The sequence below is a fragment of the Streptococcus sp. HSISS2 genome, assembly GCF_000448665.1.
Classification (GTDB): domain Bacteria; phylum Bacillota; class Bacilli; order Lactobacillales; family Streptococcaceae; genus Streptococcus; species Streptococcus raffinosi.
In genome coordinates, this window is the sequence record NZ_CM002133.1 from 1076651 (window position 1) to 1077775 (window position 1125).

Here is a 1125-nt window from a genome sequence, read left to right on the forward strand (position 1 = left end):
AATGCAAAATTGGAGGTGACCAATAAGCTTATCAAAGATATTAAACGTCTGGGCTTCGGTTTTAAAAATTTTATCAACTTTAGGAAGCGTGTTTTCATCACTCTGAATATACAAAAAGAGAAGACCTATCTGGTCCTCTCTAGATGTTAGCTTTTCGTCACCCACTACAGTTGACAAAGAGCCTTTTAAACTTATTTAGCTGCTGCATAAAGCTCAGCAACTTTATTCCAGTTAATGATTTCAAAGAAAGCTTTGATGTAGTTTGGACGTACGTTACGGTAGTTTAGGTAGTATGCATGTTCCCAAACATCAAGTGCCAAGATTGGTTTCTTACCGTCTGAGATAGGAGTATCTTGGTTAGCAGTTGAAACGACTTCAAGCTTACCTTCAGCGTTAACAACAAGCCATGCCCAACCTGAACCAAAACGAGTTGTTGCTGCTGCTGTGAAAGCTTCTTGGAAAGCTTCAAATGAGCCGAAAGCTTCGTTAATAGCAGCTGCTACTTCTGCAGTTGGTTCTTGTTTTTCAGGAGACAAGAGTTCCCAGAAAAGTGCGTGATTAAGGTGTCCACCACCATTGTTAATAAGTGCTTGACGAATATCTGCTGGAATTTGTTCCACGTCAGCCAAAAGTGCTTCGAGATCTTCACCAATTTCTGGGTGTTTTTCAAGAGCAGCATTAGCATTTGCTACATAAGTTGCGTGGTGTTTATCGTGGTGAAGAGTCATTGTTTCAGCATCAATGTATGGTTCCAAAGCGTCGTAAGCGTAAGGAAGGTCTGGAAGGATAATTGCCATAGTAAAGGTCCTCTTTTCATTTTTCTTCATTTTACCGTAAAGTGGTAGAGCTTTCAAAAATTTTGCTTACAAAATCAAAGAAAACTCCAAATTTCTAGCGGTTTGATACGATTTTTAAAAGTGCTAAATCAAACAAGTAATCTTTATCTAAAGTTCCTGTTTTTATCTGGTAATCTGTCTCTACTAAAATCTTAATCGTCTTTTTTAAGAATGCTACTGACAAAGGACGGCTATCTCTCAGTGCAAAACGAACCTGAAATTGATTGACTTTACGCCCTAAATAATCTGACAGACTTGAAACAATTTGCTGCTCACTTTTGCCTTGAGC

General features: G+C 38.5%; 1 protein-coding gene and 2 pseudogenes. 1 reads left to right on the forward strand and 2 read right to left on the reverse strand.

Features of this window, described 5'->3' with window-relative positions; translation table 11 throughout:
* Window positions 1-143, forward strand: a pseudogene (locus HSISS2_RS11750) (transposase); the annotation flags it as partial.
* Window positions 144-191: 48 nt separating this feature from the next.
* Here HSISS2_RS11750 and sodA read toward each other — a convergent pair.
* Together sodA and HSISS2_RS04730 are read right to left on the reverse strand one after the other, a co-directional pair.
* Window positions 192-797, reverse strand: a complete 606-nt coding sequence (gene sodA / locus HSISS2_RS04725; RefSeq protein ID WP_004182735.1) for a superoxide dismutase SodA — start codon at window positions 795-797, stop codon at window positions 192-194.
* Window positions 798-891: 94 nt separating this feature from the next.
* Window positions 892-1125, reverse strand: a pseudogene (locus HSISS2_RS04730) (DNA polymerase III subunit delta); the annotation flags it as partial.